A 16,893-nucleotide genomic window follows, 5' to 3' on the forward strand; every position below is an offset into this window, starting at 1 on the left:
CCCGCCCCCACAGGGCCTGTGGTGTACCTGTGGGAGCGGGCATGCCCGCGAAGAATCCACCGCCGATTTCCAGGATTGCCCGCATGCTCAGACTCCTGCTCACCCTGCTCCTGCTATTCCCCCTGGCCACCCAGGCCAACGAGGGCGAATTCTTCCTCACCGCCAAGCCCGCCGAGCAAGCCCGCCTGCTCGAAAGCTGGGCGGCGCAACCCGATGCCGCGCGCCTGCCACTGCTGGACAACCTGCGCCAAGGCCGCATCGCCGCCGACGACACGCGCAAGCTGCGCCTGAACAATCGCCTGCGCGGCCTGATCGACAACGCCCTGGCCAGCCATCAGTTGCTCAGCGACAACAGCGAAACGCGCCTGGCCGCTGCCCAACAGCTGCAAAAAAGCGCACAACCGGCGCAAATGGCCTTCCTCGACCGACGCTTCGCCAGCGAACCGGACGCCGCCGTGCACGCCGCCCTCGGCCTGGCCCTGGCCAACCTGCAACTGGGCGCCAGCGAGCCAGCGGTACGCCTGGCCGCCGTGCGGCTGCTGGGTGAAACAGGCGACCCGCTGGCCCGCACCCGCCTTGAAGCGTTGCTGCAACCCGATGCAGAAAGCGACACAGGCGTACGCACCGCGGCCGAAACCAGCCTGGCCCAGGTCAAGCGCAAGCTGCTGGTCGGCGAACTGCTCGGCCAGGCCTTCAGCGGCCTGTCGCTGGGCTCGATCCTGCTGTTGGCGGCGCTGGGCCTGGCCATCACCTTCGGCCTGCTCGGGGTGATCAACATGGCCCACGGCGAAATGCTGATGCTCGGCGCCTACAGCACCTACATGGTCCAGGTGCTGTTGCAGCGCTACGCCCCGGGTGCCATCGAGTTCTACCCGCTGATTGCCCTGCCGGTGGCCTTCGCCGTCAGTGCCGGGGTCGGCATGGCGCTGGAGCGCACGATCATTCGTCACCTGTACGGTCGCCCGCTGGAAACCCTGCTGGCTACGTGGGGCATCAGCCTGATACTGATCCAGGCCATTCGCCTGCTGTTCGGCGCGCAAAACGTCGAGGTCAGCAACCCGGCGTGGTTGTCGGGCGGTATCCAGCTGTTGCCCAACCTGGTGCTGCCGTACAACCGCCTGGTCATCATCGGCTTCGCCCTGGCCGTGGTGCTGCTCACCTGGCTGCTGCTCAACCGCACACGGCTGGGCCTTAACGTGCGAGCCGTTACCCAGAACCGCAACATGGCGGCTTGCTGCGGTGTGTCCACCGGGCGCGTCGACATGCTCGCATTCGGCTTGGGCTCTGGCATTGCCGGGCTCGGCGGCGTGGCCCTGAGCCAGGTCGGCAACGTCGGCCCGGACCTGGGCCAGAGCTACATCATCGACTCGTTCCTGGTGGTGGTGCTGGGTGGCGTCGGGCAACTGGCCGGCAGCCTCTGGGCCGCCTTCGGCCTTGGCATCGCCAACAAGCTGCTGGAGCCGCAGATCGGTGCGGTGCTCGGCAAGATCCTCATCCTTGCGTTGATCATTCTGTTCATCCAGAAACGCCCGCAAGGCCTGTTCGCCCTCAAGGGACGGGTAATCGACTGATGAACCAGCCACTGCTTGTCACCGCTACGCAAAAGGCCGGGCCCCGCCTGACGCTGGCCATCGGCGCCGTCGTCATCCTGCTGCTGGTCGCCCTGCCACTGCTGTCGTTGCTACCGGCGGACCATGCCCTGCAAGTGTCGGCCTACACCCTGACCCTGGTCGGCAAGATCCTCTGCTACGCCATTGTCGCCCTGGCCCTGGACCTGGTCTGGGGCTACGCCGGCCTGCTGTCGCTGGGGCACGGCCTGTTCTTCGCCCTGGGCGGCTACGCCATGGGCATGTACCTGATGCGCCAGGCGGCCGGTGATGGCCTGCCGGGCTTCATGACCTTCCTGTCATGGACCGAACTGCCGTGGTACTGGGCCGGTACCCAGCACTTTGCCTGGGCCCTGTGCCTGGTGGTGCTGGCGCCGGGCTTGCTGGCGCTGGTGTTCGGCTGGTTCGCCTTCCGTTCGCGGATCAAGGGCGTGTACTTCTCGATCATGACCCAGGCCCTGACGTTCGCCGGCATGCTGCTGTTCTTCCGCAACGAAACCGGCTTTGGCGGTAACAACGGCTTTACCAACTTCCGCACCATCCTCGGCTTCGACATTACCGCGCAAGGCACCCGGGCCGTGCTGTTCCTGCTCACCGTCGGGTTGCTGCTGGCCAGCCTGTACCTGTGCTGGCGCCTGACCCGCAGCAAGTTCGGCCGCCTGCTCACCGCCGTGCGCGACGCCGAGAACCGCCTGATGTTCTGTGGCTACGACCCGCGTGGCTTCAAGCTGCTGGTGTGGGTGCTCAGCGCCGTGCTGTGCGGCCTGGCGGGCGCGCTGTACGTGCCGCAGGTGGGCATCATCAACCCCAGCGAGATGTCGCCGACCAACTCCATCGAAGCCGCCGTGTGGGTGGCCCTGGGCGGGCGCGGCACACTGATCGGCCCGCTGCTCGGCGCCGGCCTGGTCAATGGCATGAAGAGCTGGTTCACCGTGGCCTTCCCGGAGTTCTGGCTGTTCTTCCTTGGCGCACTGTTCATCCTCGTGACCCTGTACCTGCCCAAGGGCGTGGTCGGCCTGTTGAAGAAAAGGAGCCAGCCATGAGAGGCGTGCCCCCGGTACACCCGGAATTCATGCTGGAACCGGTGTTCGACAACCTCGGCGCCGGCCGTGACGCCATCGGCCTGGGCCAGAGCCGCAAGGCCGGCCTCGACACCCGTCACGGCACGGTGCTGAGCCTGGAAGACATCAGCGTCAGCTTCGATGGCTTCAAGGCGCTCAATGCGCTGAACCTGTACATCGGCGTGGGCGAGTTGCGTTGCATCATCGGCCCCAACGGCGCCGGCAAGACCACGATGATGGACGTGATCACCGGCAAGACCCGCCCCGACACGGGCAGCGCCTACTTTGGCGACACCCTCGACCTGACCCGCATGAGCGAATACCAGATCGCCCAGGCCGGCATCGGCCGCAAGTTCCAGAAGCCCACGGTGTTCGAGGCCCTGACGGTGTTCGAGAACCTGGAGCTGGCCTTGAAGACCGACAAGTCGGTGTGGGCCAGCCTGGCAGCTCGCTTGAGCGGTGAACAGCGCCAGCGTATCGAAGAAGTGCTGACCACCTTGCGCCTGTTGCCCCTGGCCCAGCGCCAGGCAGGATTGTTGTCGCACGGGCAGAAGCAGTTCCTCGAGATCGGCATGCTGCTGGTGCAGGAGCCGCAATTGCTTTTGCTGGATGAACCGGTGGCCGGCATGACCGATGCCGAGACCGAGTTCACCGCCGAGCTGTTCAAGGGCCTGGCTGGCACGCATTCGCTGATGGTGGTGGAGCATGACATGGGCTTTGTCGGCAGCATTGCCGACCATGTGACCGTGCTGCACCAGGGCAGTGTGCTGGCAGAGGGGTCGCTGGAGCAGGTGCAGGCGGATGAGCGGGTGGTCGAGGTTTATCTGGGCCGCTAGACAAGGAAACCTGTGCCGGCCCCTTCGCGGGCTTGCCCGCTCCCACAGGTACTCCACAGGGCTCGAAAATTGCGAGTTTCCTGTGGGAGCGGGCGAGCCCGCGAAGAGGCCGGCACAGGCACAGCAACCCTTTCAGGAATACCAACATGCTCAAGATCGACACCCTGCACCAGTACTACGGCGGCAGCCACATCCTGCGCGGCCTGTCTTTCGAAGCCAAGGTCGGCGAAGTCACCTGCCTGCTCGGCCGCAATGGCGTGGGCAAGACCACCCTGCTGCGCTGCCTGATGGGCCTGGTACCCGCCCGCGACGGCAGCATCACATGGGAAGGCAAGCCGATCACCGCCCTCAAACCGCAGCAGCGGGTGCACGCGGGCATCGCCTACGTGCCCCAGGGCCGCGAAATCTTCCCGCGCCTCACAGTGGAGGAAAACCTGCTGATGGGCCTGTCGCGCTTCCCCGCCCGGGAAGCCCGCGAAGTGCCAGCGTTCATCTACGAACTGTTCCCGGTGCTGGAGCAGATGAAGCAACGCCGCGGCGGTGACCTGTCTGGCGGCCAGCAGCAACAACTGGCTATCGGCCGCGCCCTGGCCAGCCGCCCGCGCCTGCTGATCCTTGATGAGCCGACCGAAGGCATCCAGCCCTCGGTCATCAAGGAAATCGGTGCAGTCATCCGCCGCCTGGCCGAGCGCGGCGACATGGCAATCTTGCTGGTGGAGCAGTTCTACGACTTTGCCGAGGAACTGGCCGACCAGTACCTGGTCATGGCCCGTGGCGAGATCGTGCAGCGTGGCCGTGGTGAAAACATGCAAGCCGAAGGTGTGCGTGGGCTGGTAACCATTTAATCTGCCAACAACAACCCTGCGAGACGCTGTCATGAGTTACGAAATACGCGACGCCCTGCCTACCGACGTGCCGGGCATCCTTGATATCTACAACGACGCGGTGCGCAACACCACGGCGATCTGGAACGAAACCCCGGTTGACCTTGGCAACCGCCAGGCCTGGTTTGAAGCACGGGCGCAGCAGGGGTATCCGATCCTGGTGGCAGTGGATGCCACCGGTGTGCTGGGCTATGCCTCGTTTGGTGACTGGCGGCCGTTCGAAGGGTTTCGCCTGACCGTGGAGCATTCGGTGTATGTCCGGGGTGACCAGCGTGGCAAGGGGCTGGGGCCAGTGTTGATGGCGGCGCTGATCGAGCGAGCGCGGCAATGCGGCAAGCATGTGATGGTGGCGGCAATCGAAAGTGGCAATGCGGCGTCGGTGCGCATTCATGAGCGGCTGGGCTTTGTGGTGACCGGGCAGATGCCGCAGGTGGGGGTGAAGTTTGGCCGCTGGCTGGACCTGACTTTCATGCAGCTGGTGTTGAACCCGGGGGCTGAACCCAGCTGAGTTCCGTGTGACATTCTTCGCGGGCTTGCCCGCTCCCACAGGTACACCACAGGCCTCGAAACCTGTGATGTACCTGTGGGAGCGGGCGCGCCCGCGAAGAGGCCGGGCCTGCAACCCTTACATCTGGGTAAACCTGCCCAGCCTCTGCTTCAGCATGCTGTTCTCACTGCGCAACTGCTGCACTTCCTGCAACAGTTCCAGCGCCAGCGCCACCCCTTCCCACTCCAGTTCCAGCTCGTGGTGCAGCTTGGCCGCACGCCGGGTCAGCAGCGGCGCCTGATCGTCGAACAACCAGTCCTCAGGCGTTCGCCCAGAGGGTTCGACAATGCCGTGCTCGACGATTTCGATCACGCAGTCCGCCGTAACATCGGCTTCCTGACACAGGGTACGCATGTCCAGTTGAACGATCAGGGTGCTGCTCATGATCACTTACTCCATTGTGTCCTCGGGTTGAACGCCGCCTTCTCGGAAAGCTGGGTCCACAGTTCGCGGGCAGCCTCATCGGAGCTTGGCGGCATGACCACCTTCAGTTGCGCGTAAAGGTTGCCGCGCTCGCCGCTCTTGTTGGCCAGGCCCTTGCCCGGCACGCGCAGGCGCTGGCCGCTCTGGCTGTCGGGGCGGATGGTCAGGTTGATCTTGCCTTCCAGGGTCGGCATCGCCACCTTGGTGCCCAGGGCTGCTTCCCACGGTGCCAGTGGCACAGTGATGATCAGGTCATGGCCTTCGACATCGAACAGCGGGTGCGGTGCCATGCGGATGGTCAGGAACAGGTCGCCATTGGCCCCGCCGCCACTGCCCGGTGCGCCCTGGCCCTTGAGGCGGATGCGCTCGCCGTCGGTCACACCGGCCGGAATCTTCACGTTCAGGGTCTTGGTGGTGAACCCGGTGCGTTGGCCCATGGCATTGGTTTGCGGCACCTGGAAGCTGATCTGCTTGGACTCCTTGCTCAGGGTCTCTTCAAGGAATACTGCCAGTTCAAGCTCCACGTCCTGCCCTCGCCTGCCGGCACTGCGTTGCTGCTGCCGGGCGCCACCAAAGGGGTTACCACCCCGGCTACCAAAGATCGAGCTGAAGAAGTCGGAGAAGTCGCCGCCCTCGAAGCCGCCGCCACCGCCGCGGTTTTCCCAGCCTGGTGGCGCCTGGAACGGCCGGCCATGCTGGCCCCCGTACTTGCGGATTTCGTCGAATTCGGCACGTTTCTGCGCGTCGCCCAGCACTTCGTAGGCCTCGTTGGCCTCCTTGAACTTGTCCTCGGCGTCGCGCTCCTTGCTGACATCGGGGTGATACTTGCGCGCCAGCTTGCGGTACGCGGCCTTGATCGCCTTGTCGTCCGCCGTTGGCTCTACGCCGAGTATCTTGTAATAGTCTTTGAAGTCCATCTGTGGATCACCAATGTGAATGTGCGTGTTGCAACTGAAGATAGGGGTCAAGCATAGCCTTTCAAGGCCGCCTTGGGTTTGCCCCATGGCAGACGACTGGTCTTGATTCTGTAGCCAACTGGCATACACTGCGCGGCCGTTTTGCCTCCGGAAGCTCATTCCCCATGTCTGACGTATCCCCGGCCCGCGCCCTGGGCATCGACTTTGGCACCTCCAACTCCACGGTCGGCTGGCACCGCCCTGGCGTGGAATCGCTGATCGCCCTGGAAGACGGCAAGATCACCTTGCCCTCGGTGGTGTTCTTCAATATCGAGGAACGTCGCCCGGTGTATGGCCGCCTGGCGCTGCACGAGTACCTGGAAGGCTACGAAGGCCGCCTGATGCGCTCGTTGAAAAGCCTGCTGGGCTCCAAGCTGATCAAGCACGACACCAGCGTGCTGGGCAGCGCCCTGCCATTCAAGGACCTGCTGGGCATGTTCATCGGCGAGCTGAAAAAGCGCGCCGAAGCTACCGCGGGCCGCGAATTCGACCAGGTGGTGCTGGGCCGCCCGGTGTTCTTCGTCGACGAAGACCCGGCTGCCGACCAGGAAGCCGAGGATACCCTGGCCGAAGTAGCACGCAAGATCGGCTTCAAGGACGTGTCGTTCCAGTACGAGCCGATTGCCGCGGCCTTCGACTACGAGTCGGGCATCAGCCGCGAAGAGCTGGTGCTGATCGTCGACATCGGCGGTGGTACGTCCGACTTCACCCTGATCCGCCTGTCGCCCGAGCGCCACCTGGTAGCCGAGCGCCAAAGCGACATCCTCGCCACCGGCGGCGTGCACATCGGCGGTACCGACTTCGACAAGCAGTTGAGCCTGCAGGGCGTGATGCCGCTGTTCGGCTACGGCAGCCGCATGAAGAGCGGCGCGCTGATGCCCACCAGCTACCACCTCAACCTGGCCACCTGGCACACCATCAACGCCCTGTATTCGCAAAAGTCGCAGCTGGCGCTGGGCAGCATGCGCTATGACATCGAGGACAGCTTCGGCATCGACCGCCTGTTCAAGCTGATCGAGCAACGCGCCGGGCACTGGTTGGCGATGGAAGTCGAGGCCAGCAAGATCGAGCTGACGGACCGTGAGAGCCGCCACATCGACCTGCGCCGTGTCGAGCCGGAGCTGACCGCAGAACTGACCCGCGTGCTGTTCGAAGACGCGATTGAAGGGTTGCTGGAACGTGTGCGCGGGAGCGTGACCGAACTGCTGGCCAAGGCTGGCGTGAGCGAAGGCCAGGTGGACACGGTGTTCTTCACGGGGGGTTCCAGCGGTATTCCGGCACTGCGCAACAGCGTTGCGGCGATGCTGCCGAATGCGCGGCATGTGGAAGGCAACATCTTTGGCAGCATTGGCAGCGGCCTGGCCATCGAGGCGCGCAAGCGGTACGGCGTTTAGCCTGTACCGGCCTCTTCGCGGGCTTGCCCGCTCCCACAGGTACTGCACAAGTCTTGAGATCTGTGCGATCCCTGTGGGAGCGGGCAAGCCCGCGAATAGGCCGGCCCTGGTCAACTACCTGATCAGACCAGTTCGGCCCGCTTCAGCTCACTCTTCAGGTAGGCATAGTAGACCGGCCCCGCCACCACCCCAGGCAGCCCGAACGCCGCCTCGAACACCAGCATCGCCAGCAACAGCTCCCACGCCTTGGCACTGATCTGCCCGCCCACGATCTTCGCGTTGAGGAAATACTCGACCTTGTGGATGACGATCAGATACCCCAGCGCTGCCGCCGCCACCCAGATCGACAGCGACAAACCGACGATGGTGATCAGCGTGTTGGACATCAGGTTGCCGATCACTGGCAGCAAGCCCAGCAGGAAGGTCAGCACGATCAGCGTCTTGGTCAGCGGCAAGTGCACGCCAAACAGCGGCATCACCACCGCCAGGAAGATGCCGGTGAAGGCCGTGTTCAGCAGCGAAATCTTGATCTGCGCGAAAACGATGTTGCGAAACGCCTTCACCAGCAGGTTCAGGCGCTCGAACAGCGCCGCCGCCAGTGGCTTGCGCCGTGATACATCAGGAATGCGCTGCAAGGCGATGATGGCACCGAGGATCATGCCGATCAGCAGCGTCACGAACATGTGCGCCATGCCCTTGCCCACCAGCTGCAAATCGCTCAGGTGGCTCTTGATCCAGTCGCCGATGGCCACCTTGAACTCTGCGGCACTGGCGGGCAGGTAGCCCTCGATGAACGGCGGCAGCTGGCCGCGTGCGCGCTCGACCAGGGCCATGAACTTGTCCAGCGAGGCGCCGGGGTTTTCCGCCTCGTGCAGCAAAAAGCTGAAGGCGCCGGCAATCAACAGCGTCAAGGTACTGACCACCAGCGTACCGAGCAGCGCCACGGCCAGCCAGCGGGCCCGTTGGCCGGCCAGCAGCGGTTGCAGGCGCGGGGTCAGCATGTTGACCAGTTCGAACACCAGCAGGCCGGCAAGCAGGCTGGGCAACAATTTGAGGGGCAAAGCCAGCAGCAGCCCGGCCATGACAATGATCAGGCTGGCCAGCGTGATCTGACGGGGGGTAAAGGTCATACAGCCTCGACGGCAGACAGCGGGAATGCCCGCAGTCTGCCAGCCTTATGCCTGCAGGCATAGGCGCAGGTCATTTCTTCTTCAGGCAGTCGCTCATGAACGCTTTGCGCTCGTCTCCCTTGAGGGTCTTGGCAGTAGCGTCGGCGTTGCAGGTTTTCATCTTGTCTTGCTGGGTTTGTGGCACGTCTTTCTTCAGGCAAGTACTCATGAAGGCTTTGCGCTCATCGCCTTTGAGGGCTTTGGTGGTGGCGTCGGCATTGCAGGTTTTCATCTTTTCCTGCTGCGCGGTATTGGCGGCGAAGCCTTGGGCGCTGAACAACACCGCCAACACCAGCAATGGGATTTGCAGCACTTTCATGGAGTGGTCTCCTTGGCTCCGCGCCCGATGCACGGGGGTCGAGCTGAGTGTAGCCAAGAATTCTCAACGCCCTGCCCGCGCCTGCCGGCGATATTGCTCGGGCGTACACTGGGCCTGGCGCTGGAACATGGCAATGAACGCAGATGCGCTGCTGTAGCCCAGGTCGAAGGCGATGGCCTGAATCGGCAGGCCGGCCTCCAGCGCTTCGATGGCACGCAGAAAGCGCAGGCGCAGGCGCCATTCACCAAAGCTCATGCCCAGCTCGCGCAGGAACTGGCGGGCCAGGGTGCGCTCGCTGACATGTACCTGCGCGGCCCAGTCAGCCAGTGGGCGGTTGTCGCCCGGTTCGGCGCCAAGGGCATCAAGTACCAGGCGCAGGCCATCGCTGTGGGCAAACGGCAGGTAGCAGGCCTGGGTGGGCGCCAGCAGCAACTGGTCGAGCAGTACCTGCACCAGGCGCTGGTCGCGCGCGTCCTCGGCCACCTTGAGGTCGCGCCGGGCGAAGTCGCCGAGGATGGCTTTGAGAATATCGCTGATCATCAGGCTGCACGGTTGCTGCCCCAGCGCGGCACACAGGCTGCGGTCCAGGTAGATTGAGCGGTAGACAATGGCCTGGGGGTTGTAGCAGCCATGCTCGGTGTCGGGCGGCACCCACACGGCGTAGTGTGGTGGCGAAAGGAAACGCTGGCCGGCCACGTCCAGCTGCATCACGCCATGAGCGGAATAGTTGAGCTGGCCCCAGGTGTGGCGGTGCGGGGCGCTGAGGGTGTCGGCACCGAACTCGTCGTGGCGAAAGTACACCGGGGCCGGGAGCTGGGTGAATCGGGGGATGTCGAGGTGTTTGGGCGGCATGCTGACTGTTTGGCGGGGTGGGTTGTCTGTATAGGAGTATAGGCTTGTGGACGGACAACCGATAATACAGGCCTATCGAGGGCCTGCTTTGCAGGCCTTCGCGGGCGCGCCCGCTCCCACAGGATCCGCGTCAGCCTCCAGATTCCTGTGGGAGCGGGCATGCCCACGAAGGGCTGCAAAGCAGCCCCAATCAGCCCAAAACGAGTACCCCGCTACATGAACTACCTGTTCCCCCTCACCGCCATCCTCATCTGGGCCGGCAATACCGTGGTCACCAAGATGTCCGCCGGTGCCATCCACCCCGCCGAAATCGGCTTCTACCGCTGGCTGCTGGCCGGGCTGCTGTTCACCCCGTTCCTGCTGCCCGCCGTGTGGCGCAACCGCGCAGCCATTCGCCCGCACCTGGGCAAAGTATTCGTGCTGGGTGTGCTGGGCATGGCGTTGTACCAGAGCCTGGCCTACTTCGCCGCCGGCATCACCAGCGCCACCAACATGGGCATCATCCTCTCGCTGATGCCATTGATGTCACTGGCCCTGTCCATCGCCTGGCTGGGTCAGCGGCTGAGCTATGGCGCACTGCTGGGTGCAGTGGTTTCATTCTTCGGCGTACTGGAAGTGGTCAGCGCCGGGCACCCCGCCAGCCTGCTGGAACAAGGCCTGAACAGCGGTGACCTGTTGATGCTGGTGGCCACCCTGGCCTATGCGCTGTACAGCTTCCTGCTGAAGAAATGGCAGCTGCGCTTGCCGCCCCTGCAATTGCTTTACCTGCAGGTGCTGGTGGCGATCGTGGTGCTACTGCCGCTGTACCTGCTGTCGGACAAGACCGGCCTGAACAGCCACAATATCGGCCTGGTGCTGTATGCCTGCGTGCTGGCCTCGATGATTGCGCCGCTGGTATGGATGCAGGCGGTGCACCGCCTGGGGCCAAGCCGTACCACGCTGTTCTTCAACCTGCTGCCGGTGGTCACTGCGCTGATCGCCGCCATGGTGCTCGACGAGCAACTGGCCCGTTATCACCTGATCGGCGGCGTGCTGACCCTGGCCGGGGTGGTGCTGGCCGAGCGCTGGACCACGCCCATCCGTCGCTAAAGCCCTGCAGCCTTGAGCCGGGCGGCATGGTCGGTGAACAGCCGCACCGGCTCGGCGCCTTTGCCCACGGCGCCAAGCGACTGGTTGACGATGTCCAGATGGTCGAGCGGATAGTCGTCGCCAATTACTTGCCCCAGGTGCGAGCTGAAGCGCCCGACCATGCCGTCGCACTGGCCTTTCTCCTTGACGAAACTGCGCGCAAACATGCGACAAAAGCGGTTGCTACCGTCAAAACGGTTGCGGCCTTGGTCAGTCAGGCCGGGCTGCAAGGTGCCGGACCAGGAGTAATAGCGCACGCCGTTGACCTCATAGGCACCTTCACCGCCCCAGGCCTGCGGCAGGCCGTGTGGATAAGCCTGGTTGAACAGCGCTACCCCGGCGCTGGTCAGCGACTGGTGCGAGGCGTGCACATCGACCGGCAGCGGGTGGCGGCGCCAGCCGGTTTCCAGCCACACCAGCATCAACGCAAAACCATGCAGCACGGCCTTGAGGATGCGTCCCTGGGCAGAATCGCCGGGCGCCGTGCGTTCCAGGTGGTCCGCCAGTTCCGAACCGTGATTGGGGCCAGCCACCGAGGTGACCGAAGCCACGCGATCCGGCCGCCTGGCCGCAGCGTAGCGCGCGCTCAGGGCACCCTGGCTATGGCCGATGAGGTTGACCTTGTCGGCCCCGGTGCGCTGGCAAATGTCTTCGATAATCGCCAGCAACTGCTCGCCACGCACCTCGCTTGAGTGCAGCGGCGAAACCTGCACCGGGAACACCTGTGCGCCGCCCTTGCGCAGGGCCGGCACGATGCCGAACCAGTAGGGATAGAGCACCAACCGGACAAACCCGAGCATGCCCGGCACCAGCACCAACGGGTATCGCGTGGCCAATTCCTGCTGCATTGCCCCAGCCCCTTTCCGTGGACGACCGGCCAACACTACAGCGGCCATCATGACCATCGCAATCGAACTCCCGGCGCGCGCTGTGGTTCCAAACCACACAGACCCTTTGCAAGGAGCGGGACCATGTACAAGCAGACCCTGGCAATCCTTCTGGCAAGCGCCACCCTGGCCGCCTGCGGCAGCCGCCCGGAAAACCCGGTGGACTACGTCACCTACCGTGACGAGCCGCTGGTCAAGCAGGTGGAGCATGGCATGACCATGCAGAAGGTCATCGCCATCGGCGGCAGCCCGTCGAACGTGATCGACCTGCCGCACGGGGGCACCTGCAACGACTACATCCTCAACCGCGACGGCAAGCAGCAGCCTTACTACGTGCGCTTCGACGCCACCGGCCATGTCGATGCCAAGGGCTTCAAGACCTGCAAGCAACGCCAAGAGGACAGCGACGCCGTGCATGGCGCGTAAGTCCCACCTTCACCTACCGTCCTGACCCGCCTGGAGATAACCATGAGCAACGTTGAACTGACCGATGTGCAAACCCTGCGCAAGCGTGCCCGCCAGCATGTCGAGCAAGGCGCGGTGACCGAGGGCTATCACGCCGATCGCAAACAGATCCTGCGCCTGCTGAACGAGTCACTGGCCACCGAACTGGTGTGTGTGCTGCGCTACAAGCGCCACTACTTCATGGCCAGCGGCATCAAGGCCAGCGTGGCTGCTGCGGAATTCCTGGAGCATGCCAACCAGGAAGCAGAGCACGCCGACAAGCTGGCCGAGCGCATCGTGCAGCTGGGCGGCGAACCGGACTTCAACCCCGATAACCTGACCAAGAATTCCCATGCCCAGTACGTGGCGGGGGATTCGCTGAAGGAAATGGTGCTGGAGGATCTGGTGGCGGAGCGGATTGCGATTGATAGCTACCGCGAGATCATTCAGTACATCGGCGATACAGACCCGACAACTCGCCGTATCTTCGAAGACATCCTGGCGCAGGAGGAAGAACACGCGGACGACATGTCCGACTTGCTGCAAGGGCTGTAATCGCAAGGGGCTGCTCTGCAGCCCATCGCCGGCAAGCCAGCTCCCACAGGGGCCGCACAGAATTCAAGGCCTGTGCAATTCCTGTGGGAGCTGGCTTGCCGGCGATGGGCCGCAACGCGGCCCCTGTCATTTCTTGCCTTTCACCGCAGCCGGCGCCTTGCCCGCCTTCATCTGCTGCAACAGCGGCGTGCACTGGTTGGGATCATCCCCACTGCTGGGCGCAATCAGCGCCAGCAACCCCGCCGCCGGCCCGGCCACGACACCGAGCGCCACCATTCCCGCACCACGTAGCGCCAGCGGCAACGCCTGCACCCCGGCACCGGGCTTGGCAAACGGCCCGCGCACATACAGCGGCGACCGCAGCGAGAACAGCCGCAGCCCTTTCGATTCCGGCGTGATCTTCAAGTCCAGCTGCTCGCTGGCGAAATTGGCCGTGCCGTTGATGTAGATGATCGCGTTCTCGGTATCGAAGATGAACAGGCGCGTCGTCGCCAGGCCATCCTTGATACCCACGTCAGCCGCCGCGCAATTGATCTTCACATCCTCGTCACCAAACAGTTTGCCGACCACGTAGTTGCCCACATTCAGACCGGCAATCTCCATCAGGCTGCGGCTGATGGCGCCATCGTTGATCAGCATGCGCAGGTCACCATTGGCCGTGCCCAGCAAAGCCGCTACCGAGTTGCCACGGCCGCTGATGTCGGCATCACCGTTCAACTCGCCAAAGCTGGTCTGCATCGGTGCAAAGGAAGGGAACAGTTGCTTGAGCTTGAAGCCACGTGCAGTCAGCTGGGCACGCCCCTGCAAAGGCACGTTGCGCCCGTCCAGGCGGATTCTGGAGGCCAGGTTGCCACCGGCCACGCCAAACCGCAGGGGCTCCATGCGCAGCAGGCCGTCTTCGAGGATCACATGCGCCGACAGGTCATTGAACGGCAGTTGCGTGCTGTGCACGATGCGCTTGCCGGCAAAGGTGACGTCAGCGTCCATCGCACGCCAGCGCTCGGTGCGGAACTCCTCTACCGGCAACACCTTGCCTGCCGGCTGCTTGCTGGCACCCCCCCGAGCCTTTTGCTCGGCGTTGGAGTCGGCGCCAATCAGCGGTGCCAGGTCCTTGAACAGCAACTGGTTCGACACCAGGGTGCCGGACAGCTTGGGCCGTGGCTGGCTGGCAACGAAGGCCAGGTCTCCGTGGATATCGCTGTCACCGATCTTGCCGTTGAAGCCCTGATAGTTGAACGTCGCGCCTTGCGCCGCATGCAGGTTGGCGCTGAGCCGGCCGTCGGTCGAGTAGGCCGGGGTGTCCGGCAGGGTAACCCCGGTCAATGGGTAGAGGTTGCCCAGGCTGGCACCGGAAAGGCGCAAGCGCAGGTCGAGGGCACCGAGGTTGCGAGGGTCGGTCAGGGTGCCGGCGAGCACCACATGGATATCGGCGATACGCACGTCGGCCTGCAAAGGGAACGGCTGGCTGGCGTCCTGCAGGGCCAGCAGGCCGCCGATCTTGCCAGTGCCGGACACTGGCTGGCCCTTGTAGCGGCCCTGGGCCTTGAGCCCGAAGGCGTAGTCCTGTGCACCGCCAGCCTTCTCGGCGCTGGCCTTGCCGACGATGTCGCTGAACGGGATTGGCTTGCCAAGCGGGTCTATCTGCACCTTCATGCTGGTTTTCAGGGTTTGGTCGTCGAAGCTGACATTGCCCTGATCGAAGCCGATTGCACCGATATCCAGCTGCCATTTGGAGGGTTCTGCGTTTTCATCCTTGGGGCCGAAGTCGAACGTCCAGTTGGCACGGCCATCAGCCAGGCGAGTGAGGCTGGCTGTGGGCTTGGTCAGGTCAATGCGCGGAATGCTGATCTGCTGGAACAGCAGCGGCAACGGCGCCAGGCGGAACTCCACGCGCTCCAGGCCAACCATCTTCGGCTCCTTGAGCCACTCAGGATTGCCCAGGCTCAGGTCCTCGGCAATAAAATGCGGCCATGGCACCCAGGCGCGCCAGCCCCCCTCTTCAGGCTCGGTGCGCCAGTGAAGGGCAAGGTTGCCGTTGATTGCGAAGGGCCGGTGCAGGGCCTCGGAAACCTTTTCGTTGAGCAGCGGCTTGACGCGGTTCCAGTCGAAGGTGGCGATCACCACCACCAGGATTGCCAGCAGTGTCAGCAGGCTGGTGAAAGTCCAGATGAGGATTCTGGTGGGACGCGTCATTGCGTGGTTCTCCTTGCGGCATGGCACAAAACGGGCACAACGTTGGCACTCAATATGTCGGACTTGCGAAAACCCGCAGGGTTTTATCGATGGCGCCATGATAGCGAAGTTTTTCCTGGCCTTTTGCTCAGCAATTTGTCGTGCCAGGCCCTACATGTTACCCATAACCGGCAGGGTCAAATTGCCACCATTCGGCCTGCAACAGGCTGAATAGAGACGTTGCTAACCTCTATCAACGCGGTCGATTGTTACCATTACCCGTATGAACTTCTCTCTGGCGTTACGCGGCGTAGCATTGGCTCCGTACCCACTTTCCAGCCCCCGAGAGGAGCACCGAAATCATGAAACGCCATCTGCTGACCCTGACCCTGTCCATCCTGGCTGCCAACGCTTTTGCCCTGCCAGCTGCCGAACAACACCTGACCGCTGAATCGCGCTCCAGCGCTGCCGAAATCGCCCAACCGCTGAAAACCGTAGCCGAAGGTGGTTCCGATCGCCTGATCGAACGCAGTGGCCGCGTCGCCGAAGGTGGCTCTGATCGCCTGATCGAACGCAGTGGCCGCGTCGCCGAAGGTGGCTCTGATCGCCTGATCGAACGTAGTGGCCGCGTTGCCGAAGGTGGTTCTGACCGCCTGATCGAACGCAGTGGCCGCGTTGCCGAAGGTGGCTCTGATCGCCTGATCGAACGCAGTGGCCGCGTTGCCGAAGGTGGCTCTGATCGCCTGATCGAACGCAGTGGCCGCGTAGCTGAAGGTGGTTCGGATCGCCTGGTTGAACTCAGCCGTGTGAGCTGATAGCCATGGTCGAAAAGAACAACTCATGTCACAACGCTTGCTCCCCTCCAGGCCCGGTCATTGACCGGGCTTTGTTTTTTTAACTAGAGTGCCCAGCCTTACCGCCACAGAAGCCCGCACCATGCTGCCGCGCGCCGAACAGAAGCTACAGACCCGCCAGGCCCTGCTCGATGCCGCCTGCCTGCTGATGGAGAGCGGCCGTGGTTTCGGCAGTATCAGCCTGCGCGAAGTGGCGAAAACGGCAGGCATCGTGCCCACCGGGTTCTACCGGCACTTTTCCGACATGGACGCCTTGGGCCTGGCCCTGGTAGCTGAAGTCGATACCACGTTCCGCCAGACCATCCGCCTGGTACGGCAAAACGAATTCGAACTGGGTGGCATCACCGACGCCTCGGTGCGTATCTTCCTCGATGTGGTGGCCGCCCACCGTGCGCAGTTCCTGTTCCTGGCCCGCGAGCAATACGGGGGCTCGCAGGCCGTGCGCCAAGCCATTGCCCGCCTGCGCCAGGACATCAGCGACGACCTGGCCACCGACCTTGCGCGGATGAAACGCTGGCAGCACCTGGACAGTGCAGCGCTGACGGTAATGGCTGACCTGGTGGTGAAGACGGTGTTCGCTACCCTGCCCGAACTTATCGACAGCCCGGAAGCGGGTTATCCACAGGCGCTGACGGCGCAGGAAAAGATTACCCAGCAGCTGCGCTTCATCTTTGTCGGGGCGCGACATTGGCAAGGGCTTGGCAACCCGGGCTGATGGGTAGCCTGTGCGGGCCCTTTCGCGGGCACGCCCGCTCCCACAGGTAACCCACATTGCCGGGGCGTGTGGTGCTCATGTGGGAGCGGG

Annotated in this window: 18 protein-coding genes; 11 read left to right on the forward strand and 7 right to left on the reverse strand. The window is 63.7% G+C overall.

Features of this window, described 5'->3' with window-relative positions:
• Positions 1–41 precede the first annotated feature (41 nt).
• The 5 genes from urtB (at position 42) to ACFY9W_RS10490 (ending at position 4,896) form a co-directional block, all read left to right on the forward strand.
• Positions 42–1,571, forward strand: coding sequence for an urea ABC transporter permease subunit UrtB (gene urtB / locus ACFY9W_RS10470; protein ID WP_391129370.1), 1,530 nt, complete (start codon positions 42–44; stop codon positions 1,569–1,571).
• Entirely contained in the window at positions 1,571–2,650 is a 1,080-nt protein-coding gene (urtC, locus tag ACFY9W_RS10475) for an urea ABC transporter permease subunit UrtC (RefSeq protein WP_391129373.1), read from the forward strand. The genes urtB and urtC overlap by 1 nt, the downstream gene beginning before the upstream one ends.
• Complete coding sequence (gene urtD / locus ACFY9W_RS10480; protein WP_391129376.1) at positions 2,647–3,504, forward strand: urea ABC transporter ATP-binding protein UrtD; 858 nt, start codon at positions 2,647–2,649, stop codon at positions 3,502–3,504. The genes urtC and urtD overlap by 4 nt, the downstream gene beginning before the upstream one ends.
• Positions 3,505–3,650: 146 nt before the next feature.
• Complete coding sequence (gene urtE / locus ACFY9W_RS10485) at positions 3,651–4,349, forward strand: urea ABC transporter ATP-binding subunit UrtE (RefSeq protein WP_391129378.1); 699 nt, start codon at positions 3,651–3,653, stop codon at positions 4,347–4,349.
• Between the two features lie 31 nt (positions 4,350–4,380).
• Positions 4,381–4,896, forward strand: coding sequence for a GNAT family N-acetyltransferase (locus ACFY9W_RS10490; protein ID WP_391129381.1), 516 nt, complete (start codon positions 4,381–4,383; stop codon positions 4,894–4,896).
• Between the two features lie 117 nt (positions 4,897–5,013).
• Here the strand turns inward: ACFY9W_RS10490 and ACFY9W_RS10495 are convergent, their stop codons facing one another.
• Together ACFY9W_RS10495 and cbpA are read right to left on the reverse strand one after the other, a co-directional pair.
• Positions 5,014–5,319, reverse strand: a complete 306-nt coding sequence (locus ACFY9W_RS10495; protein WP_391129384.1) for a chaperone modulator CbpM — start codon at positions 5,317–5,319, stop codon at positions 5,014–5,016.
• A gap of 2 nt (positions 5,320–5,321) precedes the next feature.
• The gene (cbpA, locus tag ACFY9W_RS10500) at positions 5,322–6,275 is read right to left on the reverse strand and encodes a curved DNA-binding protein (RefSeq protein ID WP_391129387.1); all 954 of its coding nucleotides are present in this window, start codon (positions 6,273–6,275) and stop codon (positions 5,322–5,324) included.
• Between the two features lie 164 nt (positions 6,276–6,439).
• On the opposite strand from cbpA, the gene ACFY9W_RS10505 reads away from it, so the two are divergent.
• Positions 6,440–7,708, forward strand: a complete 1,269-nt coding sequence (locus ACFY9W_RS10505) for an Hsp70 family protein (protein WP_391129390.1) — start codon at positions 6,440–6,442, stop codon at positions 7,706–7,708.
• Between the two features lie 122 nt (positions 7,709–7,830).
• On the opposite strand, the gene ACFY9W_RS10510 is transcribed toward ACFY9W_RS10505, so the two are convergent.
• The 3 genes from ACFY9W_RS10510 to ACFY9W_RS10520 form a co-directional block, all read right to left on the reverse strand.
• Positions 7,831–8,838 carry an AI-2E family transporter gene (locus ACFY9W_RS10510; protein WP_391129392.1) on the reverse strand — a complete coding sequence of 336 codons (1,008 nt, stop codon included), beginning with the start codon at positions 8,836–8,838 and terminating at the stop codon, positions 7,831–7,833.
• Positions 8,839–8,908: 70 nt separating this feature from the next.
• Positions 8,909–9,196 (reverse strand): PsiF family protein, encoded by a 288-nt coding sequence (locus ACFY9W_RS10515; RefSeq protein ID WP_391129395.1) that lies wholly within the window; start codon positions 9,194–9,196, stop codon positions 8,909–8,911.
• Positions 9,197–9,259: 63 nt separating this feature from the next.
• A complete protein-coding gene (locus ACFY9W_RS10520) occupies positions 9,260–10,048 on the reverse strand; it encodes a helix-turn-helix domain-containing protein (RefSeq protein ID WP_391129398.1) in 789 nt (262 codons plus the stop codon).
• Positions 10,049–10,264: 216 nt separating this feature from the next.
• Between ACFY9W_RS10520 and ACFY9W_RS10525 the strand changes: the two genes are divergently transcribed.
• Positions 10,265–11,137, forward strand: a complete 873-nt coding sequence (locus ACFY9W_RS10525; protein WP_391129401.1) for an EamA family transporter — start codon at positions 10,265–10,267, stop codon at positions 11,135–11,137.
• On the opposite strand, the gene ACFY9W_RS10530 is transcribed toward ACFY9W_RS10525, so the two are convergent.
• Positions 11,134–12,024: an alpha/beta fold hydrolase gene (locus ACFY9W_RS10530; protein ID WP_391129404.1), complete on the reverse strand. Its 891-nt coding sequence runs from the start codon at positions 12,022–12,024 to the stop codon at positions 11,134–11,136. The two genes, ACFY9W_RS10525 and ACFY9W_RS10530, sit on opposite strands and share 4 nt — an antisense overlap.
• A gap of 123 nt (positions 12,025–12,147) precedes the next feature.
• On the opposite strand from ACFY9W_RS10530, the gene osmE reads away from it, so the two are divergent.
• Both osmE and ACFY9W_RS10540 read left to right on the forward strand, forming a co-directional pair.
• Positions 12,148–12,489, forward strand: coding sequence for an osmotically-inducible lipoprotein OsmE (gene osmE, locus ACFY9W_RS10535; RefSeq protein ID WP_027592558.1), 342 nt, complete (start codon positions 12,148–12,150; stop codon positions 12,487–12,489).
• Positions 12,490–12,531: 42 nt separating this feature from the next.
• Positions 12,532–13,062 (forward strand): ferritin-like domain-containing protein, encoded by a 531-nt coding sequence (locus ACFY9W_RS10540; RefSeq protein ID WP_391129408.1) that lies wholly within the window; start codon positions 12,532–12,534, stop codon positions 13,060–13,062.
• A gap of 126 nt (positions 13,063–13,188) precedes the next feature.
• Here ACFY9W_RS10540 and ACFY9W_RS10545 read toward each other — a convergent pair whose 3' ends face one another.
• The gene (locus ACFY9W_RS10545) at positions 13,189–15,255 is read right to left on the reverse strand and encodes an AsmA family protein (RefSeq protein WP_391129411.1); all 2,067 of its coding nucleotides are present in this window, start codon (positions 15,253–15,255) and stop codon (positions 13,189–13,191) included.
• A gap of 341 nt (positions 15,256–15,596) precedes the next feature.
• On the opposite strand from ACFY9W_RS10545, the gene ACFY9W_RS10550 reads away from it, so the two are divergent.
• Both ACFY9W_RS10550 and ACFY9W_RS10555 read left to right on the forward strand, forming a co-directional pair.
• The gene (locus ACFY9W_RS10550; protein WP_027614722.1) at positions 15,597–16,049 is read left to right on the forward strand and encodes a hypothetical protein; all 453 of its coding nucleotides are present in this window, start codon (positions 15,597–15,599) and stop codon (positions 16,047–16,049) included.
• 121 nt (positions 16,050–16,170) lie between these two features.
• Positions 16,171–16,803 carry a TetR family transcriptional regulator gene (locus ACFY9W_RS10555; protein WP_391129414.1) on the forward strand — a complete coding sequence of 211 codons (633 nt, stop codon included), beginning with the start codon at positions 16,171–16,173 and terminating at the stop codon, positions 16,801–16,803.
• Positions 16,804–16,893: the final 90 nt, after the last annotated feature.

This window comes from Pseudomonas sp. NPDC008258, from assembly GCF_042956345.1.
Lineage (GTDB): Bacteria > Pseudomonadota > Gammaproteobacteria > Pseudomonadales > Pseudomonadaceae > Aquipseudomonas.